This window comes from Croceicoccus sp. Ery5, assembly GCF_020985325.1.
Lineage (GTDB): Bacteria > Pseudomonadota > Alphaproteobacteria > Sphingomonadales > Sphingomonadaceae > Croceicoccus.
Window position 1 is genome coordinate 1,890,484 of sequence record NZ_CP087587.1, and the last position, 25,405, is coordinate 1,915,888.

Consider the following 25,405-nt stretch of genomic DNA (forward strand, 5'->3'; position numbering starts at 1 on the left):
CACCACTGAGAGGAGGCGTCCGTGTCGGAAGTTACCACAATCGGTCTGGATATTGTCAATCGGCGTGCAATCGGGACCCCCTATCGGCGCGCAAAAGGGACCCCCTTGGGGTGCGGGCGGTCGTTTGATGCTGGGCGCGGGTTTCGCGCTGCTGGCGGCGCAGGGAGGGCGTAGCCCGACCGGAGGCGTTAGCAGCGCGAAGCGTTTTTCTGTGATGTGTGCCGGGCGGATCAGCTGCGGTTTTTGAACCGCCAGCTATCATTGCCGGTTTCGACGATATCGCAGTGATGGGTGATGCGGTCGAGCAGCGCGGTGGTCATCTTGGGATCGCCGAACACGGTGGGCCATTCGCCGAACGCCAGGTTGGTGGTGATGATCACCGAGGTCTGTTCATAGAGCTTGCTGACGAGGTGGAACAGCAACTGACCGCCTGAGCGGGCGAACGGCAGATAGCCGAGTTCGTCGAGCACCACGAGATCAAAGCGACCGAGCTGGGCGGCGAGCGCGCCGGCCTTGCCGATGCGGGTCTCCTCCTCGAGCCGGGTGACCAGATCGACGGTGTTGAAGTAGCGGCCACGAGCGCCGGCGCGCACGACGCTGGCGGTAATGGCGATCGCGAGATGCGTCTTGCCGGTGCCGGTGCCTCCGACCAGCACGATATTGCGCTTGGCCGATAGGAACGACCCACCGTGCAGCGAGCGCACCAGCCCTTCGTTGATCGGCGTGCCGTCGAACACGAACGCGTCGATATCCTTCACCACCGGCAGCCTGGCGGCGCTCATCCGATAGCGGATCGAGGCGGCATGACGATGCGCGGCTTCGGCGCGCAGCAGGTCGGTCAGGATCTCAGGCGTGGTACGCTGGCGCTGACCGCTTCGTCGAACGCGCCGACCATGCCCTTGAGGCCAAGCCCGCGCATGGCGTCGATCATCTCATGCCGCTGCATGGGCGCCTCGCAGGTTATCATAGCGGGCGCAGTCAGCGACCGGCGGGTGCCTCAGCGTCATATCCTCGGGCGTGACGATCGATGCCGGTCGGGGCGGCTCACGCCGCCGCGACAGGATGTTGAGGATCACCTCGTCGCTGGCGGCGCCGGCATCGAGCGCCTCGCGGACAGCGGCCTCGACCGCGCCCAGGCTATCGCTCAGCACCGCTGCCAACACTCGCACGAACCGCCGGTCGCCTTCGTCACCACTGCTGAGCTTGCGGCGCAGCCGGGCAAGTGCGGGCGGTAAATCCCAGCCTTGGAACGGTGCGCCGTTCCTGAGCGCACCCGGCTTGGTCACCAGCACCGGCAGATAATGCCACGGATCGTAAACCGTCCGGTCGCGCCCGAAGAAGCGAGGGTGTTCGGCGACGATCTCTTCACCTAGGCGGACAACGATCCGGTCGGCATAGGCGCGGACCTGGACCGCACGGCGCACAGCTCTCGCCGCGACCGAGTAGCGGTTACGGTCGAAGCTGATCAGGCAGGTACCGGTCACCGCGTGGCTCGTCTCATGGAAGCCATCGAACGGCGCCAGCATCGGCTGCAGCGCAAGGCGTTCCGCTTCCCATGCCTGGGCGACGGTCATATCCTTCTGCTCGGGATGGGGATGCATCGCCGCCCAGCGCTGGCACTCGTCCTCCAGCCAACCGTTCAGCTCCTCGAGGCTGGCGAACCGCAGCCGGGGCTGGAAGAAGCGCCCCCGGATCGTCTGCACCTGGTTCTCGACCTGGCCCTTCTCCCAGCCGGCCGCCGGCGAGCACGCGGTCGGCTCGACCATGTAATGGTCCGCCATCACCAGGAACCGGCGATTGAAGACTCGTTCCTTGCCGATAAACACGGTCGTCACCGCATTGCTCCAGCGCCGGGCATAGCGCCGGACCGCATCGTAGGAGCCCTCGAACCCCTCGCGCAGCAGCAGATCGTGGATCCGCGTCATCCGCAGCCGATCACGCCGGGGCCGCGCCTCGTTCTCCGTCAGCAGCGCATCGAGCCGCTCCTGAAACGGTCCGATCCGGGGCAGCGGCTGCACCGCGCGCTGATAATCGAAAGCGCCTTCCGGCGCCCGGATCGCCTTGCGAACCACCTTGCGCGACAGATGAAGATCGCGCGCAATCGCTTTGATCGGCTTGCCTCCGGCGTGCTCCCGCCGAATCCGAACCACTGTCTCCACTACCAACATCCCGATCTCGCCACCTGGAAAACCAGGCCGCTGTTTACGCCATCGAAATGAGGGGTCCTTTTTGCACGCCGATCCACAATTTGCGGCCTGGAATGCAGGGCTTGATGCCCTTTTGCTCCAGCGCATCGCGGAACCATTCGGCGTCATAGCCGCGGTCGGCCAGCATCCACTTGGCCTTGGGCAAATCGTCGAGCAAGGCCGCTGCACCGGTGTAATCGCTGACCTGGCCGGCCGTGATGAAGAAGCTCAAAGGGCGACCGTTGGCATCGGTGACGGCGTGCAATTTCGTGTTCATGCCGCCTTTGGTCCGTCCGATCAGGCGCCCGAGATCCCCTTTTTACCCCAAGGCTGGAAGCCGTGCGGTGGGCCTTGAGATAGGTCGCGTCGATCATGACGGTGTGCGGCTCGGCCCTTTGGGCAGACAGGCCTTCCATCATCCGGGTGAATACGCCCATTTCGCCCCACCGTTTCCAGCGGTTATACAATGTCTTGTGCGACCCATATTCTCTGGGCGCATCTCGCCAACGCAGTCCGTTCCGGTTGACGAAGATGATCCCGCTCAGCACCCGTCTGTCATCCACCCGTGGCTTGCCATGGCTCTTGGGAAAATAGGGCTGAAGCCGCGCCATCTGCTCGTCCGTCAGCCAGAATAAATCGCTCAAATTCAGGCTCCTTCCCGGCAGCCTGAATCATAATCACTACCGCAAATCAATGGGTCCTGACCCTAAATCACAACCTCAAATCTGTGCCATTGGTGCTCACGGGGGACAGTTCGGATATAGTACAAAATGAATATGGACGCCCTTTGCCCCCATCCCGCTGGCCTCTGACCAGGAACCAGCCTCTTGGCATGGGGAGATCTCAGAGGCTCCAAAGGGCCAGTACCGCCCGAAGCGCAGCGACGAACGCGAGCGGCTGATCCAGCATGAGATGATGGCGTGCATCGGGCACTGCAACAATTGGTATATTTCCCCCTCCCAGTTCCCGGATATAGCGGGCGGAATCGCGATCAAAGAGCTGACTTTTCTCGCCGTACACAATCGCTTTGCGACCGGGCGCATCTACCAGCCTCTGGCCCACGGTCAGCCATTCGTCGGGCTTGTTGCTGCGCCGGAACACTTCGGGAGAAAACTTCCATGTCCACTCCTTGCCATCGCGGCGGAGAGAGTGATAGGCCATGTAATCCATCAGGAACGGCTCACCAACTGCCTGCGGCGGCGACAGGATATACCTCTCGCGCGCCGCTTCGTAGCTGGGATAGCGTCGCACCGGTTTGTCAGGATTACCCGACCCGGGGCTCGATCTGCCCATGGTCCAGTATTTCTCCAGCTTTTCGGGCCGCATCACCATGAGATCGCAGACAATAACGCCGGCGAAGGCATCCGGCGATTGGGAAACGGCGGTCAGCGCTGCACCCGAGCCGAAGCTATGGGCAATGATCGTCGGTTTGCCCCCGCCTGCGAACAGATCGAGCGCTTCGCTGATTTCGACAAATTCCTTCCCCCGCGCAGCTACATCGGCCACGCCGCGCATCTCGCTATCCCCCATACCGGCCAGGTCGAACGCCACCACGTCGTAATCTTCGGCGAGGTACGGTGCGATGAAGGCAAAGCAGCGGGCATGGGCGAGAAAACCGTGGGTCATGAGTAAGTTGGGCCGGTCACGCCTGCCCCAGCGAAGATAGTGCACCCGCGCGCCACCAACCTCTACAAAGCCTTCCTCACGCGGCACGCTCAGCGCCCAAGCGAACCATTCGGGGATATGCGCTCCATCGCCGGCCCATACGGGATCGATATCTGTCGACCCGTTGTGGATTGCATTCATTTCATTCATTTCGGCGCAGTCTCCATACCGGATAGTGTATTCTTGATAAAACCACGATAATCGTGCCGTGCGACATCGTGGCACAGCTCGGCGTAACCAGACAAGCTGGGGAAATTGATGAGTTGTCGGGGTTTGCCGGGAATATTGGCGCCCATGTACCACGATTCAGCCTTGGGGAAGAGCGTCATCGACCCTACTTGGGCGACCATATCGGTCCAGCCTCGCTCGGCCTGCGCATCAGCTTCAAAAAGGCCGAGCCTGTTATCGCGCAGCCAGATGAGGAAATCGCAGATCCAGTCACCCTGGATTTCGGCGCTTGTCGGACCGTTGGAAAAGCCTGACGGGCTGAGCGGGCCGTATGCAAACAGCATGTTAGGAAATTGGGCGACGGCCATGCCCAGATAGGCTCTGATCTCGCTCTTCCATGCTTCTGCCAGCGCCGTCCCGCCGCGGCCGGTGATGTTCATGTCGATGAGCCCGCCACGACCGGCATCGAAGCCGGTCGCGAAGACAATGAGATCGCACGGGATCGTGCCTGTGGCTGTTTCTATCCCGGTCGCGGTGATGCGAATGATCGCGGTGTCGTTCAGATCGACCAGCGCCACATTGTCTTGCGCGAAGATCTCGTAATAATTCTGTTCGAGCGATGGTCGCTTGGTCCCGAATGGATGTGGCGGCTCATCGGGAGCAAGTTTCTCGGCAATGATGGGGTCACAGACCCGCTCGCGCACCTTGTCACACCAGAAATCATAGGCGTGGCGATTGGCGTCCTCGTTCGTCAGTATGTCAGCGAAATTATGATACCAGAAGCGCAACCCTCCTCGCTGCCACAAATCCTCGAAATGCGCAGTCCGCTCGTCCTCGGTCACAGCCAGGGCCGAGATGTCCAGCGATTGGCATTCGAAACCGCCACTTGTCGTCAGCCTTTTCTGGAAGACAGCGGGATATTCAGATTTTTCGCGAAGCTGACGAACAGCGTCCAGCTTTTCCTGCCGCATGGGGAGGGCGAGGATCGGGGTTCGCTGAAAAAGCGTCAGCTGCTCCGCGCAGCTTGCCGCCTCCTGCGCCACCTGTACGCCGCTGGCACCCGTGCCGATCAGAGCGATCCGGCGGTCGGAGAGGTCGATGCCTTCCTGCGGCCAGCGGGCGGTATGGCACCAGTCGCCTTCGAAATCGCTAAGACCCGGGATATCGGGAATGTAGGGTTTCGAGGCGAACCCCAGGGCCGGCAAGAGGAAACGCGCGCTTACTTTTCCGCCATCGTCGAGCTTCAATCGCCAGCGGGCGGTGTCTTCATCGAACTGCGCGCTTTCGACCCGTGTTTTCATTCGCATTGCCGGCCAGAGGTCGAGCGTATCGCAGACGTGGAGGAAATAGGCGCGCAATTCCTCCCAGCCTGGAAATCGTTCGCTCCACTGACGTGATGGCGTGGACGACCCCTGCACAAGCGTAGCTGTACAATGACGCGGTCGTTGTAGATCCACGTCTAGGAGTCGTCACATGGAGCAGGATATTGCTATCGTCGGATTGGATCTGGCGAAGAACGTTTTTCAAGTACACGCGATCGGTGCCGACGGAGCCGTTCTGGTGCGGCGGAAGCTGAGGCGTGCCGAGGTGATCGGCTTCTTCACTAATCTTCCCAGTTGCCTCGTCGGTATGGAGGCGTGCGCATCCGCTCATCATTGGGCTCGAAAGCTGATCGCATTGGGGCACGAGGTCCGGCTGATGCCGCCGGCCTATGTAAAACCCTATGTGAAACGGGGGAAGACCGATGCCGCTGATGCCGAGGTGCCGCGCGACAATCAGGATGAGAGACCAGCGTCAATCAAGATGAGAATCGCCACCTGCTGATCCGGCGTAGGGCGTAGCCCGGAGCCGGATCAGCAGGTGGCGATGGCGCCCTTTTCAGGGGCGTTTCTGGTGGTCGCGGCCGGTCAGGTACTCAGAGGCATAACTTCGCGAGAGGGGATGCCGCGGATGCCGGGCCGCCACGTCAACGATCATCAGATGAGGCTCTACATGAAGCTCCGACAGACCCACGCCGTGCCGGTGGCGGCCGCCAAGGCCGGTATCAGCCCGGCGACGGCATATCGCATCGAGGGAGATCCTCGGCTCCCATCTCAAAGACAGGCGCAGCGAGAGCGACGGCGCCCTGACCCATTAGCCGGGATATTCGAGGAAGAGGTCGTTCCCTTGCTCCAGGCTGCGCCTGGCGTCCGGGTGGTTGCCATTTTCGAGGAGATGCTGCGCCGGCATCCTGATCTCGATGCAGGCATCCGACGGACATTGGAACGACGTATCCGGGCATGGCGGGCCATTCATGGCCCTGAACAGGAAGTGATCTTCCGGCAGGTGCATGAGCCAGGACGGCTCGGCCTATCGGACTTTACCGAGATGAAGGATGAGGAGGTAACGGTCGCCGGCGTGCCGCTCGATCATCGCCTCTATCATTTTCGGCTGATGTGGTCGGGCTTCGAACACGCCCATGTCATTCTGGGCGGCGAGAGCTATGTCGCTTTGGCCGAGGGGCTGCAAAACGCCCTGTGGGCCGTCGGCGGCGCCCCGACCGAGCATCGCAGCGACAGCCTGTCAGCCGCGTTCCGTAACCTGGATGCCGACGCCCGGCAGGATCTGACGCTGCGCTATGACGCCCTGTGCGAGCATTATGGCATGACGCCCACGCGTAATAACCGCGGGGTTGCCCATGAGAATGGCGGGATCGAGAGCCCGCACGGGCATTTGAAGGCGGCGATAAAGGACGCGCTGCTGATGCGCGGATCGCGGGACTTCGATGATCTGGCGAGCTATCGGCACTTCATCGACGAGGTCGTCAGCCGCAAGAACCGGCGCAATGGCCCGCGCATCGACGCCGAGCGTGCGGTATTGCAACCGCTACCCGGCGCCCGCACCAGCGATTATGAGGAGACGATCGTCACGGTCACATCGAGCAGCAGCTTCACCCTTCGCAAGGTGTTCTACACCGTGCCCTCACGGCTGATCGGACACAGGCTACGGGTCCGGCTTTACGATGACCGGCTCGATCTCTTCATCGGCGGCACCCACCTGATGACGCTGCAGCGGGGACGGTCCTTCAACAATGGTGCCCACGGCCATGTGGTCGATTATCGGCACGTCATCCATAGCCTTCGGCGCAAACCGATGGCGCTCCTGAAGCTGGTCTATCGTGATCAACTGTTCCCACGGGAGCCTTATCGGCAGATCTTCGATCGGCTCATTGCCGCGTTGCCGGAACGGATCGCTTGCCGGCATATGGTCGAACTGTTGGCCATGGCCCACGAAAGGGCCTGCGAAGCCGAACTTGCTGATCTGCTGGCCGCCGACGTGGCTGCCGATCGTCTTCCTGACATGGATGCCTTGCGGACACGCTTCGCTCCCGATCCGGCGGCGCTTCCCGATGTCGTTGTGGAACTGGTCCCCCTTACCACCTACGATGTTCTTCTGACGGGAGAAGCCGCATGAGCCGGAACGCACCCGCTATCGACGCCCAGCGCCTGAGCCTCATCCTCAACGACCTGCGCCTGCCGGCGATCAAACTGGTCTGGTCCGACTTCACCACGCGGGCTGACAAGGAAGGCTGGCCTGGCGCCCGGCTGCTTGCGGCGCTCGCCGAGCATGAGATCGCAGAACGGGATCGTCGCCGGATCGAAAGGCATCTGGGCGAAGCCCGCCTGCCACCAGGCAAGACTCTCGACAGCTTCGCCTTCGACGCGGTGCCGATGATCTCGCGCGCCCAGGTTACGGCGCTGTGTTCTGGTGATGGCTGGCTTGAAAAAGGCGCAAACCTCATCCTGTTCGGTCCACCGGGCGGGGGTAAAACCCATCTGGCAGCCGCAATCGGCCTCGCGCTGATCGAAAATGGCTGGCGCGTCCTGTTCACCCGCACCTCCGATCTGGTCCAGAAACTTCAGGTCGCCCGCCGTGAGTTGGCGCTCGAGGCCGCGATCACCAAGCTGGACAAATATCATCTGCTGGTCCTCGACGACCTTGCATATGTGACCAAGGATCAGGCCGAAACGTCCGTCCTCTTCGAGCTGATCAGCGCACGGTACGAACGGCGCTCCACGCTCATCACCGCAAACCAGCCCTTTGGCGAATGGAACCGGGTCTTCCCCGATCCCGCCATGACGCTCGCCGCAGTGGACCGCCTTGTTCACCACGCGACGATCTTCGAGATGAACGTCGAAAGCTATCGCCGCCGTTCCGCGCTCCAGCGTCAATCACGCGCTGGCCGGCCACCGACCTTCGCGACAATCAAGTCGACCGAGGAAATGTCGCGCGCCGACAATCAAACCTGCGAGTAACGGCTTGCCAGCGTCAATCAAAGCAGGCACCACGTCAACACCGCGACGATCAGTTCTCATCCTGATTGACGGAAACTTCTCATCCAGATCGCCGCGCCATAGCCGAGGCGATTTGCGAAGCGGTGACCCGCCCGACAATGCGGTTCGTTGCAGTAAAATCGGTCGAACAGCAGGCGGTGTTGATGCTTCACAAAAGTCGCGACCTCTTGGTGCGGCAGCGGACCATGCTCATCAACGCATTGCGAGGGCACTTGGCCGAGTACGGCGTCGTAACCGGGATCGGCGCGGGCGGCGTAACTGCCATGCTCAAGAAGCTGCATGAGCAACAAGTAGATCTGCCCGCTCATGCTCGATCAGCGCTGCATGGCCTCGCAGCCCAGCTGAGAGCGCTCACCAGCGAGATCGACAGATTGGAAGTGCAAATCATCGCATGGCATCGCACCGACGAGACGAGCCGGAGGCTCGCCACGATCCCGGGCATCGGTCCGATTACCGCGTCAGCTATATCGGCTGCTGTACCAGATGCATCTTTGTTCCGATCTGGGCGCCAGTTCGCAGCTTGGCTGGGGCTTACGCCAAGAGCGAACAGCTCGGGCGGCAAAGAACGGTTAGGCGGGCTCACCAAGCAGGGCGATGGCTACCTGCGACGACTTCTTGTGGTCGGCGCGACCGCAGTAATGCGTATGACGCGCAAAAACGCAGATCGGCAGCCGTGGCTGGCGCAGCTCCTGGAGCGCAAGCCGGCGAAGATCGCGACGGTCGCGCTCGCCAACAAAACAGCGCGCATCGCTTGGGCGGTGATGTCGCGCAAAGAAGTTTACGCAGCAGCGACCGCGTGACCGTCATCCGCGCTGCCGGTTAATGCCGGCGGCAGGATGGCTTAGGAGTAGCTGAGTAGTGATGACAAACCGGTCAGACCGGGGGTCGGCAAAACCCAGGGGGGCACAGCGCTGCGAGCGCGATGACGTGATTAGGGAGCCAACCTGCGGACTTCATCAGGGCCAGCAGCTATGCGGTGCTGCGCAAACAAGCCGAACACATGGATGCACCCGATCGGTGCTCATCGCTAAACAAAAGCTCTTGCGCCGCAGGGGTCGTCCACACATGGATCTACAACGACCGCGTCATTGTACAGCTACGCTTGTGCAGGGGTCGTCCACGCCATCACGTCACGAGCTCGCCGCCTAACATCAACCCCCAGACGAGGCCCGCACTCCGCTAATCTAAGCCACGAGTTGAGCCAAATGTTCTGACGACGGACAGTAATACGACGAGCGGCTGATCCGCAGCAGGCGGCACTGCGCCGCAATCGACAGGCGGTGGTGAGCAGGTTCGACCATCGCCCGCCTCCGGTCCACGCTCATCGACCGAAGGCTTTCGCTAAAAAAGTCCCGCTCCACAACCAGTTGCCCGATCTTGGCGTGCAGCTTCTCCACCTCGCTCTCAGTGGCTGCCCTCGCCGCATCGCCAGCCCCGGAGAACGTGCTCGCCATCCCGTCGATGGCCTGCCGCTTCCACGCCGCGATCATCGTGTGATGGACGCCGTGTTTCGCAGCCAACTCCGCCAGCGTCAGGTCGCCGCGGATCGCCCCCAGCGCAACCTTGGCCTTGAAATCCGCGCTGTAGCGCTTCCTCGTCGTCTTCATTCCCGTACCAATCTATTAGGTCGGGAGTAGCTTAACACCCTGTCCAGATTTCCGGCACCACCTCACAGAAACTCGTCGAGAATAAGCCCCTTGCTCCGCCTCTCAGCCGATCGGTAGCGCTCACCAACCGCCTCCACCAGCTCCGAACGCGTAGCCATACTTACCTTCCTCATCGTTCGCTCCCGGCCAATCGGACACCTCGAAGAACCGGCTGTTTTCGCTATGATGTCGGCGGGAGGGGGCTGATGACAGCCTTGGGGGCGTGAGGGTTGGTCTTTTTGACCTTATTTCTTGAGTTTTCTGGGCTGGAGCGTCACTCGGCACCCCGTTCCCGCGCTATGCGGGCGCACCTCGCCCCTCGAGCCAGGCGAGGCGCTGGAAGTTATAAGCCAGGTTCGCCATCCCGATCTTGATGCGCGCGCGGGCGATGCCGATGGTGCGGATAAATAGGCCCATGCGGTGCTTCTGACCAGCGAACACGTGCTCGACCGCTGAGCGGACAGCGGAGCGCCTGGCATTGGCCCGGGCGATGTGCTCGGGCAGCGGCCGACGCGGCATCCGCCGCTGGTAGATGTTGCTCTTGAACTTGCCGCGCTCGAGGAACGCTTCGTTCTTCTTCGACCGATAGGCCGTGTCCGCCCATACGCCTGAGCCGGTGTTTTGCTTGCTGATGAGCTCGGGCAGCCGCGCCCCGTCATGGGCGTTGGCCGCGCTGGCATCCCAGGTCCTGATCAGCCCATGCGCTCGGTCGATGCCGATGTGGTTTTTGTAGCCGAACATCGGGATGGCAAGATCGACCGGCTTGAAGCCCTTGGGGTCGCCGCCCTCCTTCACCTTGGCCTTGGAGTATTTGACCGTCCAGCGCGCGTCACGGTCTTTCTGCCGGACCTTCGCGGGCCTGGCCTTCCAGCGCTCCGGGATCTTGCCCTCTTTGATCGCCGCCTTCTCTTCGTCGGTGTTGCGCTGCTTGGGCGCCGGCACCACGGTCGCATCGATGATCTGCCCGCCCATCGCCAGATAACCGCGTTTAGTCAGCGCCGCATCGAAGCGCGCAATTAGCTTGTCGATCGCCTTGGCCTTCACGAGCCGCTCGCGGAACAGCCACACTGTGGTCGCGTCCGGGACCCTGCCATCGAGCCCTAGCCCAAGGAACCGCTGGAACGACAAACGATCCTTGATCTGGAACTCGGTCGCCTCGTCAGAGAGCGAGTAGAGCGCCTGCAGCACCAGGATCTTGAACATCATCACCGGATCGAACGGCGGCCGGCCTCCCTTGCCCCGGTCGCTCCGCCGGAGCACCGCTATCAACGGACCGCGGAACACCTCGAAATCCAACACCGCTGACAAACGCTCCAGCGGATCTCCCGCCGCACTCAGCGCCGCATACCGATCCGACAGATCAAAGAAACCAGGCTGGCCCACCATCATCACTCCGCTCACCGATGGCCGCAGTGAATCAGATCAGCCCATCAAAGGCGAGGGTTTTTCGAGGCGTCCAATCTCGGGAGCACTTAGATGAGGCAACAAACCCCCGTGATCGCGCCCCATCAATGAATCATTACAGCCGTCCAAACGCTACCGGTTTTTTGCGGGTCTCCAGCTTCGGGAAAACTACGCTGCCTGGCCTATGGAGCAAATTCAGTCCAGTTGCGGGCAAGCAGCAGGGTTATCATACAATCAAAGGAAAGTATTGATGTTCTTTGCTTGCAAGACAGTTTCCTGCAAGATGACCTTCCTGCGCGCCAGTTCGAGCAGACCTTCTGAGTTCCGCCTGATTGTATCGACGCGTCTGGCCTTTAGCTCCATTTCATCGTCTTCAGTGCGATGACGATGGTTGAGGATCACAGAATGGACCGTCCACTCGTTAGAATCTTCGGTAGGTAAGACCTCGATATTGCCGATCAGGTGAAAATGCCTGGTGGGTGGATCTTCGGCCCATGCCGACGGCTGCTTGGCGCGTGCCACGCGGATCTTGAGATATTCGAGGCCGTCGTCGAAATAGGCCATTCGTTCGGAACTGAACTTCGCCTCATCCTTTCGATAGCGGGCCTGCACTCCTGGTACCCAGTAATGGATATCGTCCGTCAGCAATTCTAGCCATTCATCATATTGCTCGTTATCGAGCAAACGGGCTTCTCGATACAGAAACTGCTGTATCTCCAAAAGTAACTCGGCTGACACAGAGCAGTGATCGCGCCGGTTGGTTTGTTCGGGAATCTTCACATTTACCTCTGAATATTTCTAACGGACAGGAACGTCGGCCCAGGTTTCTGCGCCCATCAGATCGGCCCAGCGCTGGTAGAAAGCCCGTTGGTTCGCTTCATTGATTTGGCTCTGATAAACATTGCCGCGCAGTTCCTCGTGTTCGATCTTCGAATCGAGGCCCATCCCGAAGTGAAGCTGTTGCTGCCGGGTCACCACGCCTGCATTGACCGCCGTGCAATTCTCGAAGTTCTCGCCGTCATCCATTTCGAACACACCCGCCGGAGAAAAGGTTAACATTACCCCGCGGCGATATTCTTCCTTGAGTTCTTCCGGGGCATTTGCGTTCAGGAACACCCAGGTGTGAAGTTCCGTGCTCCTTGGACCCTTGGGGTTCCATGTCCGAAATGTGTTGTGACCTGCCAGGAAGGAAAGATTGGGAAAGACGTTAGCGGAACTTAGAGCGCCCACCATCCTGCTGCGAACCTTCCCCAGACGTTCGGCAAATTTCGCCTCCTGCTCACGCAGATAGTCGATAATCTGCGGTGAATTGAGCGTTGCCGCGTTACCAATGAAATCCAGTCCAAACTCCCAGCCGTGTCCGTTCGCATTGGCATGATAAGAACGATCAGGTCGCATGGTCGGCTGTTTTCCGAACATTGCGATCAAGGCTGAGCTATGCGTCCAGGGAGCGTGATACGAGTCGCCCACGAAGTTCTCTGCCGGGAATTTCCAATTGCATTTCAGCCGAGATTTAATGTTCCCATCGATAAACTCGATACCACCTTCGTCATTGTCGAGGATCACATCTAGGTACCAGCGAAATTCGCCTAGATATTCCTCAAGCGACGGCGCCTCCGGGTCGAAGCAGGCGAAATGCATTCCCTTATAGCTTTCGACACGCGCCTTGTGCAGGCTGAGCTTGGACTTATCGAGGTTCGATTTGCCACTATAGGACTGCGGACGACTGACATTCTTCAAGCTACCATCAAGGCCGAAGGACCAACCGTGAAAATTGCAGGTGAACCTACGTGAATTGCCCGCTTCTGCAAAACACACGCGGTTTCCGCGATGCGTACAGGAGTTGAGGAACGTGTGAATCTTGCCGTCTTCGCCACGCGATACAATGACCGCATCTTCACCGATTGTCGTCGTTAGAAAATCGCCAACATTGGGCAATTGCGTGTCATGCGCGACAAAAATCCAGCATCGCGCGAAAATCCGTTCAAGCTCCAGGTTGTAGATAGATTCGTCCCAGAAGATCCGGCGATCAATATATCCTGCTTCGGCGTTGACGAGATCCTTGATGCTCGCAGTGAGTTTTGCATCGCTATCGGACTTCAAGAGCGATTTTGACATGTCATTCTCCAGCTATTCGAACCCCACCCATTCAGGCAGGCAGTATCTCTGCAAAGCCGAGGCCGGTAACGCCGCCATCCCAGGCTTCGTAAGCGAGCACTTCGCCTCGACCGGCCGGCAGAGCGCCCATCACTGCAAGGTAATGCCGAATCTCCATTCCACCGTTGCCGCCTTCGCGCATGATTTCGTCGTCGGTCATTTTTAGGAGAGTGGCTGCATCGCCTGAAACGACGCAGTCTAAGACTTTCTGATCAAACTCAGAATTGATGCGCCCCATTTCTCCGGTGCCCACCCAGTGACTGATGCCTCCGCTGCCGATCAGCACTACAGATTCGTCTGAGGGCATTTTCGCAATGGCGTCGCCAATCATTCGCCCGAAATCATATGCCCTTTGCAGGCGGACATACGGCGCTACGCCGCTCGCCATATAAACGGGAACGGTCTTGACCGATCCGTCGGTCGGAAGCGCAAGCTGGGCGGGCACACCGATTGCATGATCCACCCCTAGATCGCGCGCAACAGACACGTCGAAGCCACTTTGATGGGCATGGTTTACTAAATACTCTGCGAAACCCGGATCGCTGGCGATCGGTGAATCTCCAACACCGGGCAACCGATCAATGGGACCATGAAGCTCGCCTGTCGGGATGAGAAACTGTGGCAGACAGCGAGGACCGAAGAGAATATAGTGGTCCGCGCCGAAGATGATCGCCTTCGTCGCGCCGGACTTGCTTACTCTGTCGCGAATTTCCGAATATGCGCCAAGCAGGTGATCGCGTTCTTTTTTCTTTGGATTTACGAATAGCAATGGATCATGCGGCATTATGAAGCCACCGACGATTTCGGCCATTATGAATCTCCCCTAAAGGTCAATGGGCAAGCCGCGCACCGTCCGGTGGCGCCCAATTTAATCGCTTACCGGCTCGAGCTGCGACGCCAGTGTGGGGACCCGGGACAGATAATCCGGCATCGATTGCGATCCGTTAACGCTCGTCCAGAAGCCCATCAGAAGCATCGGGTTAATGCCGTACTCGAAGAGTTCCTCGGCCTTCATGGACAAGACCATGTCGCGTTCTGGCTCGCTGAGGGCGTACTTCTCTGCGAAAGCTGTGGCATCCTCGCGAAACGCTGCGCGGGAATTCCGTTTGGTACTCACGTCGTAAAACAGTTGCTCGACGGCCCCTAAACTCATCTGCCTATTCCTCTCCGACACCTCAGAACTCATTCAATCGAATCTTCGGATCAAAAAGTCAATACGCAAGAGTATGGTTTTGCCTTCATGGTCGCCGAACCACCCCAGTCAGACCGCTTGCTGCTACATGGCAATCACCACCTTACCTACCGTTCCGCGAGAGCGCAGCGCCTCCATAGCTGGGACGAGCTCATCCATTGGATACACATCCCTAATTACGGGGCGAATTTCGCCTCTTGCACATTGATCAACCAGCCTCTGCTGTATGGTGCGGATCGCTTCCGGCGAGCGGTCGAAGCTCCAATATACACCGTGCACACTGGCAGATTTAACAAGTATGTAGTTCGCCTTGAGCGCCTGAATCGCCCCACCGGCAAAGCCGCATACTAACAGCCTGCCCTCCCATGCCAGAAGACGCAGACTCTGTTCCGAAGTTTCGCCGCCGACCGGATCCATGATCATATCGACCCCATCTGGTGCCAGAGCTCTTACTCGCTCGGACCAGTCAGGTTGACGATAATCGATCACATGATCAGCCCCATTCTCTTTAGCGATTCGCCGCTTGTCTTCGTCGCCTGCCGTGGCAATGATGCGAGCTCCCGCTGCCTTTGCAAGCTGGGTGGCAGCGATGCCCAATCCGCCTGCCGCCGCATGGATTAGGACCGTATCCCCCCCCCTTAGATTGCCTTTTTCGAAAAGGGCGACATGGGCGGTGGTGTAGGAAACCGGAAGAGCAGCGGCCACCGGGGCTGGCAAGTCTCCTATCGCCATCAGACGATCAGAAGCGACGCCACAATATTGTGCAAAGGCACCGCTGCGGACCTGGCATGCGACCTTGTCACCGGGAGAGAATCGAGAACCCGGGATTGTCTCAACGACCGTTCCCGCCAACTCGTTGCCCGGCACAAAAGGCGGTTTTATCCGATCCTGATATTTTCCTGCAATTGCGATTTCGTCGGCAAAATTCAGACCTGCAGCGTCAATCTTGACCAGTGTGTCCGCCCGATCCTCTTGCCCTTCCCCCAGCTTCGGCATGGCAGTTTGGCCTAAGATCATTTCGTCCGGTTTGCCATATTTCCTGACGATCCAAGCCTTCATGGTTTCCAACTCAAACTCCCGTATCTGCAAATTACCATTCGCATAAGTATGGATATTGCAGCAAGACTGCAACTGGTCGTGTCCCACGGGGTGGTGTAGGAACAAACGATCCATGGCAGGATCAGGTTTGGGTCAGGCGGCCATGGCTGGCAGGCTGACAATGGGATTATGGCTTACGGCGCCGAGGGTTTCCAGCGTCATGTAGCGGCGCGATACGGCCCACTCGTCATTCTGCTCCAGCATCAGTGCGCCGACGAGGCGTACGACGGCGGTATTGTTAGGGAGGATGCCGATGGCATCGGCCCTGCGCTTGATCTCTTTGTTCACCCTTTCCAGCGGATTGGTGGACGCGATCTGTGCCCAGTGGTCCTTCGGGAAGGACATGTAGGCGAGCACGTCCTCGCGCGATGCGTCCATCATGTCGGCCAGCTTGGGGACCTTCTCGCCCAGGGCATCGGCGACCTGTTCCCATTGCTGGTGGGCGGACTCGGCAGTCTCCTGAGCGAAGATCGTCTTGATCATGGCGATGACGGCGGGGCGCTGCTTGGGCGCGGCGTGGGCCAGCGCGTTGCGCATCCAGTGCACCCGGGGGCTGTTGAAGAAGGCTGTACTCGGTCAAGTGACTGCGGCGCAGCCGCGGTTGGGTGGTCCGCGATCAAGAACATTGTGGATGTCGGCGATCAAGCGACAGAGCGAAGCGGCGATGAATGCGGCTAGCCACTTCAGGTTGATTGCCGCTGTCGCTGGCGGAGTAAAATGCCCCAGAAGTGACATTTGAAAATTTCTCACTTCGTTTGTTTGACCCTGTCCGGGGCGCGCCCCGGACAGGGTCAAATTGGAAACATCCGGCATAGTCCTCCTGGTGGGAGGCGATGCTGCGATGAAGAAGCTTGGAGAATTGATGATGATCCTGGATTTGCATCGCCAAGGCGTGAAGATTGCCGTGATCGCCCGGCAAGTGGGCGTCGATCGCAAGACGGTCCGCAAATACATTGCCCGCGGGGTCGAGGTGCCGACATATGGCCCGCGGCAGCCGCGCGAGCGTCTATTGGACCCACATATTGATTACTTGCGGGCGCGACTGGAGGCCTATCCCGGGCTGAGCGCCCAGCGCCTCGCCCGTGAGCTTGGCGAGCGGGGGTATACCGGCGGTTACAGCACGGTGCGCGACACGGTGCGTTCGATGCGTGCGGCCGGGGGCGGCAGGCCCTATGCTGTGCGGGTCGAGACCCCGCCGGGTCAGCAGGCTCAGGTCGACTTTGCGCAGTTCCGGGTGCGCTTTGCCGATGCGCCCGATCGTGTGCAGGTGGTGTGGCTGTTCTCTATGGTGCTGGGTTTCCCCCGCCTGATCTGGGGGCTGTCGCGCGACGATCTGGATGAGAAAGCGCGACACCACTTTGCCGCTTGATCGTAGCCTATCTCCGCCGGGCTCCTGTTCCCTAAGCTGAAGCGCCGACGGAAGTTGTTGTAGTCGTAGCGTGAGGCTTCCAGCTGGAGACCCGCAAAAACCGGATGATTTCTGGCGAAGCGGGCTGGCTTGATGGCGTCGAGGCTGCTGGGCGCACCAAGGGCATCGTTCGGACCGATTTCCGCGATTTCCGGCGTTGATTTCGTCGGCTTTGCGGGCTTGCAGACAGAGTCAGTCCCTGCATTCCCGGCGTTCGTGGAAGATCAGGCGGTTGAAGTTGTAGGCCAGGTTGCAAAGGGTCAGTTTTGCCTCAGCGCGGGCTAGGCCGATGGTGCGGATGAACAGCCCGAACCTGTTCTTCTGATGGGCGAAGATATGTTCGACATGCGCACGGATCGAGGATTTGGCGGCATTGGCCCGCGCGGTTGCCCTCGACATCGGCTTGCCCATGGGTTTGCGCCGATGGATGCGGGACGTGAGCATCTGATCCGACAACCACTTCTCGTTACGCCTGGATCGATAGGCACTGTCTGCCCAAACCTCGGAACTGGTATTGTCCGTGCTGACGACCTGCCGGAGAAGACGCCCGTCCGCCGCTGACGCCGACGTCACCGCCATGCCTCGGATGAAGCGTAAGCGTCGGTCGATGCTGATGTGGGATTTATAGCCGAAGACCGGCAGGGCGATCATGGGGAGCGGCGTCCCATCCGCCCGATACCGAACTTTCCCGCCGACCTTGAGTTTCCAGCGAGCGTCGGTCTCCTTCTGTGCTGCCTTGTTCGGCTCGTCCGGCCAGATGTCTTTGGCGCTCTTGCCCGATTTTATCGCTTCGCGTTCGCCCTCGGTGTTCCGCTGTCTTGGCGCAGGCACCAGCGTGGCGTCCACGATCTGCCCGGACATTGGAATGTAGCCCTTCTTCTGGAGTTGCCAGTCAAAGGCCTTCATCACTTGGCTGAGCGTTCCCGTCTCGGTCAGGCGGTTGCGAAAATGCCGGATCGTGTTCTCGTCCGGTGTGCGATCCCCGAGCGACAGCCCCAGAAACCGCAGCCAACTCAGCCGATCGCGGATCATGAACTCCATCCGTGCGTCTGACAGATTATGCTGCGCCTGCAGGATCAGCGTAACCGTCCGATTGGGACCGCCTGCCTGATGGCGCGATAATCTCTTAAGAGACGGTCATAGCGACGTCGCTAACGACGTCTCTTGATCGGGGATTGCGATGAGGGCGGAGATTCTGGGTCAGGAATGTCGGCGCCGGTGGACGGATCAGCAACGGCTGGAGATCATCAGTGCCGTTGGCGTGAATGGCGCGACACTGACAGAGGTGGCGCAGCGCCACGATGTAACCCGACAACAGATTTATACTTGGCGGTATGATTTGAAGAAGCGCGGGCTCTTGGGAGCCGCCCCCGAGCCTGTCTTTCTCCCCCTGGACTTGCCTGCCGTTCGAGCCCCTGAAGTTGCCTACAACCCTGGTCCAGGCGCGACGTCCATGGTTGAGCTGCGCCTGACGAAAGGCCGGACTTTGCGCTTTGGAAGCGACATCGAGGCCATCGCCCTGACCCGGCTCATCCGCTGCGTGGAGGCGGCGTGATCGGGCCGGGAACTGGCGTGCGGGTTTATCTGGCCTGCGGCGTCACTGATATGCGCAAAGGCATCTCTGGCCTTGGTCAGCTGGCCCAGACGGTGCTGCGACAGAAACCGACAAGCGGCGCGGTGTTCGCTTTTCGAGGACGTCGCGGCGACAGGGTGAAGCTCCTGTACTGGGATGGGCAGGGATTTTGCCTGTACTACAAGGTCTTGCAGCGTGGCCGTTTTCCTTGGCCCTCTGCGGCGGACGGGACTGCGCGGCTGACCTCGGCGCAGCTCGCGATGCTCTGGGAGGGCATTGATTGGAGGCGCCCAAATTGGCGCGCACCGCCTACCCATGTGGGCTGATTTTTCTTCCTGAATCTGGCTGTTTTCATGGATATTCCTGCCGCTGGCTGGTAAGCAGGATCATGCTGAGCGCGGCGCAAAATCTTCCCGAAGACCCAGCTTTGCTGAAGGCGATAATCGCCGACTTGCAGGCGGAAAACGCGAAGCTGGCGGCAACGGTTCGTGCGCATGATCTGGTGGTTCAGGCACTGCGTCTGCGCATTGCCAAGCTGAAGAAACAGGCCTTCGGCAAGTCCTCGGAAAAAATCGAACGCGAGATCGAGCAGCTGGAATTGGCGCTAGAGGACATTCTGGTCGCCGCGGCACAAACCGTCGCTTTGCCGAGTGATGTCGAAGAGGATGAGACCCCTGCGGATGTAGACAGCGCACGGGCCATGGCCCGGCGTCCGCGCGTTGCGTCCGACACGCCGCGCGAGCGAAATGAACTCGACCCGGGCAGCGCTTGTCCCGATTGCGGGGGCGAGTTATACCAACCTGCACTGATCAGAACCTACGGGCCCATTTGCGGCGGCCGATGGTCATGATGCGCCACGGCTGATCGACGAGCTTGTTCCAGGCCTCGCAGCAATGGTCGACGATGTTGTCGTGAGAGGTAAAGATGCGGTTGGAGAGCCAATTGTCGCGCATGAACTGCCAGACGTTCTCGACCGGGTTCAGCTCGGGGCATTTGGCCGGCAGCGCGACGATGCTGATGTTGGCAGGCACCTTGAGCTTGCTTGTCATGTGCCAACCGGCCTGATCCATCAGCACGACAGCATGCGCGCCGGGTGCTACCGCAAGCGCGATCTCGGCCAGATGCAGCGTCATCGTTTCGGTGTTGCAGAAGGGCAGAACCAATCCGGCACCCTTGCCCTCCTCGGAGCAGATGGCTCCGAAGATATAGGCTGATTTGGTGCGCTGGTCCTTGGGGGCAGACGGCCGCGTGCCGCGCTGCGCCCAGCGGCGGGTGATGGTGTTCTTCTGCCCGACGCGCGCCTCGTCTTGGAACCAGATCTCTATGGGCGTGCCCTGCGGGAGGTTGGCCCGGATCTCTGCCACCGCCGAGGCAAAGTCCCCTTTTTGAATGCCTCCATGGCGTGTCCGTTCTGCGCATGGTGACGGGGCCGGGCGGTCAGCTTCACATAGCCCAGTTTCTTCAGTTCGCGGCTGACAGTAGTCTCGTCGAGCGACACAGCGAACTCTTCGTAGAGCCAATGCGCCAGGTCGATCAGTCGCCAGTGCACGACACCATGGATCGCGGGGATCGGCCCGCGCTCGACCGCCTCGACCAGTGCGCGTCGCTGCGCATCATTGAGGATCGATGCCTTGCCTGGGGCCTTGCCGTCCAGCAGCCCGTCAGGACCGCGGTTATTGAAGCGGATCACCCAGTCGCGGACGATCTGAAGGGTGACACCGCCAATCCGCGCTGCCTCGCTCCGGCTACAACCATCGTAGATCTGGGCCAGTGCCAGCAATCGCCGGGCCTGCGGCGCGCTCTTCGAGTTCCGTGCCAGTCGCCGAAGCGCCGGTCCGTCGAAATCCTCCCGCAAGCCAATCGCTCGACCCATTCTCGCGTCCTCCTGTTGAAGGACGCTATTGAGTCAGACTTTCGTCGCCTTGGGAATCCCTAAATGAGTCAGCCTCAGCGCAGGCTGGTATTAGACGCTGCGGCGAGGACGTCAGCGAAATCCTCGAGATGATCACAGCCAAGCTGTCAATCGGCGTGCAATCGGGACCCCCTATCGGCGCGCAAAAGGGACCCCCTTGGGGTGCGGGCGGTCGTTTGATGCTGGGCGCGGGTTTCGCGCTGCTGGCGGCGCAGGGAGGGCGTAGCCCGACCGGAGGCGTTAGCAGCGCGAAGCGTTTTTCTGTGATGTGTGCCGGGCGGATCAGCTGCGGTTTTTGAACCGCCAGCTATCATTGCCGGTTTCGACGATATCGCAGTGATGGGTGATGCGGTCGAGCAGCGCGGTGGTCATCTTGGGATCGCCGAACACGGTGGGCCATTCGCCGAACGCCAGGTTGGTGGTGATGATCACCGAGGTCTGTTCATAGAGCTTGCTGACGAGGTGGAACAGCAACTGACCGCCTGAGCGGGCGAACGGCAGATAGCCGAGTTCGTCGAGCACCACGAGATCAAAGCGACCGAGCTGGGCGGCGAGCGCGCCGGCCTTGCCGATGCGGGTCTCCTCCTCGAGCCGGGTGACCAGATCGACGGTGTTGAAGTAGCGGCCACGAGCGCCGGCGCGCACGACGCTGGCGGTAATGGCGATCGCGAGATGCGTCTTGCCGGTGCCGGTGCCTCCGACCAGCACGATATTGCGCTTGGCCGATAGGAACGACCCACCGTGCAGCGAGCGCACCAGCCCTTCGTTGATCGGCGTGCCGTCGAACACGAACGCGTCGATATCCTTCACCACCGGCAGCCTGGCGGCGCTCATCCGATAGCGGATCGAGGCGGCATGACGATGCGCGGCTTCGGCGCGCAGCAGGTCGGTCAGGATCTCAGGCGTGGTACGCTGGCGCTGACCGCTTCGTCGAACGCGCCGACCATGCCCTTGAGGCCAAGCCCGCGCATGGCGTCGATCATCTCATGCCGCTGCATGGGCGCCTCGCAGGTTATCATAGCGGGCGCAGTCAGCGACCGGCGGGTGCCTCAGCGTCATATCCTCGGGCGTGACGATCGATGCCGGTCGGGGCGGCTCACGCCGCCGCGACAGGATGTTGAGGATCACCTCGTCGCTGGCGGCGCCGGGACTGTCAGGAATTCCGTGTGTGAGCGGGCATAATGGGTAAGAGGGAGTTCCACTATGTCCCGACGCAAAGAACCTGCGATACCGAATGAGCTGCTGGATCAGCTTTTGGCTGGTGGCAGCGCCAGCGCCGCTTTCGAACAAGGCGGCTTGCTGGATTCTCTGAAGAAGGCGCTGACTGAGCCGGCCTTGAATGCGGAGATGGATCACCATCTGACCAGCGGTGAAGAGGCGGGGAACACGCGCAATGGCTATGGCCGCAAGAGCGTGACCACCGATGCCGGCAAGCTGGAGATCGATGTCCCGCGCGATCGTCAGTCAAGCTTCGAGCCGCAGCTGATCGCGAAGTACCAGCGCCGCTTTCCCGGCTTCGATGACAAGATCATATCGATGTACGCGCGCGGCATGAGCACCCGGGAGATCACCGGACATCTGCACGATCTGTATGGCATTGACGTGTCGCCGGACCTGATCAGTACCGTGACCGACGCCGTGCTTGACGAAGTCGCCAGCTGGCAGCAGCGGCCGCTGGATCCGGTTTACCCGCTCGTTTTCTTCGATGCGATCCGGGTCAAGATCCGCGATGAAGGCATGGTCCGCAACAAGGCCATCCACATCGCGCTGGGTGTCCGCGCCGATGGTGCCAAGGAGGTGCTCGGCCTGTGGCTCGAGCAGAACGAAGGCACCAAGTTCTGGCTGCGGGTGATGAACGAGCTCAAGAACCGCGGGACGGAAGATATCCTGCTTGCCGTGGTGGATGGGCTCAAGGGCTTCCCGGAGGCAATTACCGCCGTGTTTCCCGATGCGATCGTCCAGACCTGCATCGTGGGGTCGTTGAAAAAGCCCCATTATCGTCGATCTGCGACAGATGGTCTGCCAATGCCACGAGTTTTGCGACTGGGGCGCACGATCAAGCGACACCGAAGCTGTGCAACTGTTTCCGGCGCGTATGGGTGTTCAAAACCCCGTAAATCAGCGCAATCAGGGCGACGGCGAGCCGCTTGAGGTTAATCGCGGCGGCGGTGAGGAATGCCTGGATGCGCATGTTATCGAGACCGCGCCGGACGGCACGCGCAAGACCATGCCAGGTTTTGGCTTCGCCATGGACGCCTTCGACCCGCCAGCGGTGACGCTGATAGAGCCGTTCTTCTCGCTCACCCCACCGCAGCCGTTTACGCCGCGCCCGTAGCAATGATGGGTGATTGACATTGAACACGACCACACGGCCATAACGCGACGGGCTGACGCAGCGCGCCTTGAGCGGGCATGCCGCGCAATCTTTGGCATTGGCATGAAAATGCTGAAACGCTCCGCGCTGAAGCTTGCCCCTGGGGTGCAGGATCTTGCCTCTAGGGCAGCGAGCGATGTTGTGGCGCGCATCAAACTTGAAGCGACGGGTGGGAATGACCTTGCCGGGCGGCGGTTCGGCCTTGGCCGGAACCACGCCTTCGATCTCGCGATCTTCAAGCGCGCGGAAGACTTTGGCATAGGCATAACCGGCATCCATTGTGGCAACCGCCATCGCCGCGCCGGTCGTCGCGGTGATGGCATCGAGCCGTGCGACCACAGCTATACCCTCGTTCTCCTCACCGGTCGCAACCTCTACATCGACGATGACGCCGGCGACATCGTCCACGGCGGTGTGCTGTTTGTAGGCCGGTTCAAGTCGGCGGTTGCGGCCGTTGGTCGCCATGGTCGCGTCGGGATCGGTGACACAAACCTTCTTTGACCTGCCCTTCTTGCGATTGTCGAAAAGCGTTTCGTCGTTCGCCTCGGTGACCGCCTCGACGTGGCGAACAACCAGCGAGTCCCAGCTGACATGGGCACGGATCAGCGAGGCATCGATATGGACGACTTCGCCGGTTGCAATCTTCGCGGCAATACAAGCCTGCACCGTCCGCTCGAAAATACGGCGGAAACGTTCTGCTCCCCAGCGTTGACGAATGCGCGTCAGCGAAGAATGATCCGGCAACGGCTCATGTAGCGCGAAACCGCAAAACCAGCGGATCGCCAGGTTCACCTGCGCCTCGCGCATCAGTCGGCGGTCATGCACGATACCAAGCAGGAACCCGGCGAGCATCAGCCGGACCGCAACCTCGGGATCGATACCGGGACGGCCATTGTCAGCGCAGTAAAGGTCGCTGACCTCGTCGCGCAGCCATCTCAGGTCGAGAACCCGGTCCACCCGCGCCAGGACGTGATCGTCCGGAATCAGCTGACGAAGCGATCCCGTGATGAATAGTTCAAGCTGACCCCGCTCCTTGCAGCCAAGCATAATGCCATCTCCCACTGCCTCGACACAGTGAATCAGACCGGCGCGACTTTTTCAACGACCCCATCGTCCATTTGCTGCGCAATTCGATGGACTTCGTGTCCTGGAAGGACCGCAAGGGGCTGGCGACGGCGCTCAAGGAAATCTACCGCGCCCCCAGCGCCGAGGCCGCCGAACAGGCGCTGACCGCGTTCGAGGCTGGCCCCTGGGGCCAGCGCTATCCTGCCATCGGCCAGAGCTGGCGGCGGGCCTGGGCCGAGGTCATCCCGTTTTTTGCTTTTCCCGATGAGGTTCGCAGGATTGTCTATACCACGAATTCCATAGAAGCCCTCAACTCGAAGCTCCGCAGAGCCGTCCGGGCGAGAGGCCACTTCCCGAGCGACGAGGCCGCCACGAAACTGCTTTATCTGATCTTGAACCGATCTGAGAAAGAATGGAAAATGCCGCCACGTGAGTGGACCATGGCAAAGGCCCAGTTCGCCGTAATATTCGGTGAGCGCTTCATCAAAGCCATGGCGGCATAATGTTCAACCGCCCGCTCACACACGGAATTCCTGACAGTCCCCAGCTGCAGCCCGAGTTCCCGGTAGATCCGCCGGGTCTTTTTGTGATTGATCTGCCATCCTTCCCTCCGCAGCAGGACGTGGATGCGGCGGTAGCCATAGCGCACCCGCGTCGCCGCCAGTTCCTTGATCCGCATCTCGAGACTGGCCTGATCGGGACGGCGGGACTGGTATCGGATGGTCGCCCGCTTCGCCGGCAACGCATCGCAGGCCCGCCGCTCGCTGACACCGTAGCTGGTCTGCAAATAGCCAACCAGCTCACGGGCCCGATCAGGCCTTAGAGCTTTCGTTTGATGACATCCTGCAGCATCTCCTTGTCGAGGCTGAGGTTAGCCACCAGGCGTTTGAGCCTGCCGTTCTCCTCCTCAAGCTGCTTCAGACGCTTCATCTCCGACGGCATCAATCCGCCGTACTTCTTTCGCCAACTGTAGTACGTCTGGATCGATATCCCCGCTTTGCGGCAGACCTCCTCAACGGTCGTCCCGTCCTCCGCCTGCTTCAATATGAAGGCTATCTGCTGCTCACTAAAACGCGACTGCTTCATCCCGAAACTCCCTTGTTCGGCACCAGCCAAACCTAACCGGGAATTTCTCACAATCAGCGGACCATTTTGACGGGCTCAGGTCACGACTAGGAGACGGACGATATGAAGCGGAGCAGGTTCAGCGAGGAGCAGATCAT

17 protein-coding genes and 12 pseudogenes are annotated in these 25,405 nt (G+C 60.4%); 10 read left to right on the forward strand and 19 right to left on the reverse strand.

The window, feature by feature from the left end:
- Window positions 1-230: 230 nt before the first annotated feature.
- The 5 genes and pseudogenes from istB (LOZ74_RS08810) to LOZ74_RS08830 all read right to left on the reverse strand — a co-directional run bounded on the left by istB (LOZ74_RS08810) (window position 231) and on the right by LOZ74_RS08830 (window position 5,377).
- A pseudogene (gene istB / locus LOZ74_RS08810) lies at window positions 231-946 on the reverse strand (IS21-like element helper ATPase IstB).
- Complete coding sequence (locus tag LOZ74_RS08815; protein WP_230293753.1) at window positions 933-2,168, reverse strand: hypothetical protein; 1,236 nt, start codon at window positions 2,166-2,168, stop codon at window positions 933-935. Before LOZ74_RS08815 ends, istB (LOZ74_RS08810) begins: the two are co-directional and overlap by 14 nt.
- A gap of 79 nt (window positions 2,169-2,247) precedes the next feature.
- A pseudogene (locus LOZ74_RS08820) lies at window positions 2,248-2,830 on the reverse strand (IS5 family transposase); the annotation flags it as partial.
- A gap of 199 nt (window positions 2,831-3,029) precedes the next feature.
- A complete protein-coding gene (locus LOZ74_RS08825) occupies window positions 3,030-4,001 on the reverse strand; it encodes an alpha/beta fold hydrolase (RefSeq protein ID WP_230293754.1) in 972 nt (323 codons plus the stop codon).
- Window positions 3,998-5,377: an NAD(P)/FAD-dependent oxidoreductase gene (locus LOZ74_RS08830; RefSeq protein WP_230293755.1), complete on the reverse strand. Its 1,380-nt coding sequence runs from the start codon at window positions 5,375-5,377 to the stop codon at window positions 3,998-4,000. The genes LOZ74_RS08825 and LOZ74_RS08830 overlap by 4 nt, the downstream gene beginning before the upstream one ends.
- Window positions 5,378-5,492: 115 nt before the next feature.
- Between LOZ74_RS08830 and LOZ74_RS08835 the strand changes: the two are divergent.
- The 4 genes and pseudogenes from LOZ74_RS08835 to LOZ74_RS08850 form a co-directional block, all read left to right on the forward strand.
- Window positions 5,493-5,780, forward strand: a pseudogene (locus tag LOZ74_RS08835) (IS110 family transposase); the annotation flags it as partial.
- Window positions 5,781-5,969: 189 nt separating this feature from the next.
- Window positions 5,970-7,472, forward strand: coding sequence for an IS21 family transposase (gene istA, locus LOZ74_RS08840; protein WP_066522224.1), 1,503 nt, complete (start codon window positions 5,970-5,972; stop codon window positions 7,470-7,472).
- Window positions 7,469-8,314 carry an IS21-like element helper ATPase IstB gene (gene istB, locus LOZ74_RS08845; protein WP_066522210.1) on the forward strand — a complete coding sequence of 282 codons (846 nt, stop codon included), beginning with the start codon at window positions 7,469-7,471 and terminating at the stop codon, window positions 8,312-8,314. The genes istA and istB (LOZ74_RS08845) overlap by 4 nt, the downstream gene beginning before the upstream one ends.
- 95 nt (window positions 8,315-8,409) lie before the next feature.
- Window positions 8,410-9,153 (forward strand): annotated as a pseudogene (locus LOZ74_RS08850) (IS110 family transposase); the annotation flags it as partial.
- Between the two features lie 414 nt (window positions 9,154-9,567).
- Here the strand turns inward: LOZ74_RS08850 and LOZ74_RS08855 are convergent.
- The 8 genes and pseudogenes from LOZ74_RS08855 to LOZ74_RS08890 all read right to left on the reverse strand — a co-directional run.
- A pseudogene (locus tag LOZ74_RS08855) lies at window positions 9,568-9,960 on the reverse strand (transposase); the annotation flags it as partial.
- Window positions 9,961-10,296: 336 nt separating this feature from the next.
- Window positions 10,297-11,385, reverse strand: coding sequence for an IS5 family transposase (locus tag LOZ74_RS08860; RefSeq protein WP_230293851.1), 1,089 nt, complete (start codon window positions 11,383-11,385; stop codon window positions 10,297-10,299).
- 252 nt (window positions 11,386-11,637) lie between these two features.
- Entirely contained in the window at window positions 11,638-12,183 is a 546-nt protein-coding gene (locus LOZ74_RS08865; protein ID WP_230293756.1) for a 3-phenylpropionate/cinnamic acid dioxygenase subunit beta, read from the reverse strand.
- 18 nt (window positions 12,184-12,201) lie between these two features.
- Window positions 12,202-13,521, reverse strand: a complete 1,320-nt coding sequence (locus tag LOZ74_RS08870; protein ID WP_230293757.1) for an SRPBCC family protein — start codon at window positions 13,519-13,521, stop codon at window positions 12,202-12,204.
- A gap of 31 nt (window positions 13,522-13,552) precedes the next feature.
- Window positions 13,553-14,371 (reverse strand): protocatechuate 3,4-dioxygenase, encoded by an 819-nt coding sequence (locus LOZ74_RS08875; RefSeq protein ID WP_230293758.1) that lies wholly within the window; start codon window positions 14,369-14,371, stop codon window positions 13,553-13,555.
- Window positions 14,372-14,428: 57 nt separating this feature from the next.
- Window positions 14,429-14,713: a hypothetical protein gene (locus tag LOZ74_RS08880; RefSeq protein WP_230293759.1), complete on the reverse strand. Its 285-nt coding sequence runs from the start codon at window positions 14,711-14,713 to the stop codon at window positions 14,429-14,431.
- A 123-nt stretch (window positions 14,714-14,836) separates the two neighbouring features.
- Entirely contained in the window at window positions 14,837-15,925 is a 1,089-nt protein-coding gene (locus tag LOZ74_RS08885; protein ID WP_230293760.1) for an NADPH:quinone oxidoreductase family protein, read from the reverse strand.
- Between the two features lie 18 nt (window positions 15,926-15,943).
- Window positions 15,944-16,399, reverse strand: a pseudogene (locus LOZ74_RS08890) (transposase); the annotation flags it as partial.
- Between the two features lie 292 nt (window positions 16,400-16,691).
- Here LOZ74_RS08890 and LOZ74_RS08895 point away from each other — a divergent pair.
- Window positions 16,692-17,219, forward strand: a complete 528-nt coding sequence (locus LOZ74_RS08895; protein ID WP_370638892.1) for a helix-turn-helix domain-containing protein — start codon at window positions 16,692-16,694, stop codon at window positions 17,217-17,219.
- A 231-nt stretch (window positions 17,220-17,450) separates the two neighbouring features.
- On the opposite strand, the gene LOZ74_RS08900 is transcribed toward LOZ74_RS08895, so the two are convergent.
- Complete coding sequence (locus LOZ74_RS08900; protein ID WP_230293761.1) at window positions 17,451-18,290, reverse strand: transposase; 840 nt, start codon at window positions 18,288-18,290, stop codon at window positions 17,451-17,453.
- Between the two features lie 148 nt (window positions 18,291-18,438).
- On the opposite strand from LOZ74_RS08900, the gene LOZ74_RS08905 reads away from it, so the two are divergent.
- The 3 genes and pseudogenes from LOZ74_RS08905 to LOZ74_RS08915 all read left to right on the forward strand — a co-directional run.
- Window positions 18,439-18,813 (forward strand): transposase, encoded by a 375-nt coding sequence (locus LOZ74_RS08905; protein WP_230293762.1) that lies wholly within the window; start codon window positions 18,439-18,441, stop codon window positions 18,811-18,813.
- Between the two features lie 50 nt (window positions 18,814-18,863).
- The gene (tnpB, locus tag LOZ74_RS08910; protein WP_230293852.1) at window positions 18,864-19,157 is read left to right on the forward strand and encodes an IS66 family insertion sequence element accessory protein TnpB; all 294 of its coding nucleotides are present in this window, start codon (window positions 18,864-18,866) and stop codon (window positions 19,155-19,157) included.
- Between the two features lie 62 nt (window positions 19,158-19,219).
- Window positions 19,220-19,624, forward strand: a pseudogene (locus LOZ74_RS08915) (transposase); the annotation flags it as partial.
- Window positions 19,625-19,640: 16 nt separating this feature from the next.
- Here LOZ74_RS08915 and LOZ74_RS08920 read toward each other — a convergent pair.
- The 3 genes and pseudogenes from LOZ74_RS08920 to LOZ74_RS18305 all read right to left on the reverse strand — a co-directional run.
- Window positions 19,641-20,704, reverse strand: a protein-coding gene (locus LOZ74_RS08920; protein WP_230293763.1) for an IS630 family transposase whose coding sequence is annotated in 2 segments (ribosomal slippage) — window positions 19,641-20,210 and window positions 20,213-20,704 — 1,062 coding nt in all. Because the reading frame shifts where the segments join, the coding sequence is not laid out codon by codon here.
- 321 nt (window positions 20,705-21,025) lie between these two features.
- Window positions 21,026-21,741: pseudogene (gene istB / locus LOZ74_RS08925) on the reverse strand (IS21-like element helper ATPase IstB).
- A pseudogene (locus tag LOZ74_RS18305) lies at window positions 21,728-21,895 on the reverse strand (IS21 family transposase); the annotation flags it as partial. The pseudogenes LOZ74_RS18305 and istB (LOZ74_RS08925), both read right to left, overlap by 14 nt.
- A 51-nt stretch (window positions 21,896-21,946) precedes the next feature.
- Between LOZ74_RS18305 and LOZ74_RS08930 the strand changes: the two are divergent.
- Window positions 21,947-22,729: pseudogene (locus tag LOZ74_RS08930) on the forward strand (IS256 family transposase); the annotation flags it as partial.
- 70 nt (window positions 22,730-22,799) lie between these two features.
- On the opposite strand, the gene LOZ74_RS08935 reads toward LOZ74_RS08930, so the two are convergent.
- Window positions 22,800-24,164: a transposase gene (locus tag LOZ74_RS08935; protein ID WP_230290966.1), complete on the reverse strand. Its 1,365-nt coding sequence runs from the start codon at window positions 24,162-24,164 to the stop codon at window positions 22,800-22,802.
- A gap of 62 nt (window positions 24,165-24,226) precedes the next feature.
- Here LOZ74_RS08935 and LOZ74_RS08940 point away from each other — a divergent pair.
- Window positions 24,227-24,685: pseudogene (locus LOZ74_RS08940) on the forward strand (transposase); the annotation flags it as partial.
- Here the strand turns inward: LOZ74_RS08940 and LOZ74_RS08945 are convergent.
- Window positions 24,610-25,268: pseudogene (locus tag LOZ74_RS08945) on the reverse strand (transposase); the annotation flags it as partial. The pseudogenes LOZ74_RS08940 and LOZ74_RS08945 overlap by 76 nt on opposite strands.
- Window positions 25,269-25,405: the final 137 nt, after the last annotated feature.